Origin of the sequence: Corallococcus sp. CA041A, from assembly GCF_003612075.1 — a bacterium.
GTDB lineage: Bacteria > Myxococcota > Myxococcia > Myxococcales > Myxococcaceae > Corallococcus > Corallococcus exiguus.
In genome coordinates this window covers 1-442 of the sequence record NZ_RAWF01000655.1, presented here as the reverse complement: position 1 = coordinate 442, position 442 = coordinate 1, and the positions used below count along the sequence as shown (strand labels likewise).

General features: G+C 50.0%; 1 protein-coding gene. It reads left to right on the top strand.

Annotated features, from left to right (window positions below; translation table 11 throughout):
* Positions 1–82: 82 nt before the first annotated feature.
* On the top strand, positions 83–442 hold a 360-nt coding region (locus D7V77_RS43495), incomplete at its 3' end, for a hypothetical protein (protein WP_199734015.1).

The window sequence follows — 442 nt, the reverse complement described above, 5'->3', positions numbered from 1 at the left end:
GCTATCACCTGACAATACCGACTCCGACTCGTCGGAGACTGAAAGTGAGAATCCTATGAGTCTAGAGGAACTTCTAGCAAAGTTGAAGGAAGACTTCGATATTGACGTAGCCGCACAACAGGCTGCTGCTAAGGTTGATGAAGAGTCTGCCGATGAGGCACCTGTTGAGCCTAAGGCTGGAGAGGACAAGGCTGAAGAGGCACCTGCCGATGAGGCATCTGTTGAGCCTAAGACTGAAGAGTCTGCCGATGAGGCACCTGTTGAGCCTAAGGCTGAAGAGGAACCTGCTGCTCTGTCTGCTGTCAGTCCAGAGGATGCACATAACCTATTTGCTGCCCTTTCCGCTGTTCTCACAAGTGCAGACCCCGGTCTAGTCGCACTTTCAAAGAGTGAGGACGATATTACTATTGAAGATATTGCTAGTGGCATTGTTGAACTATCT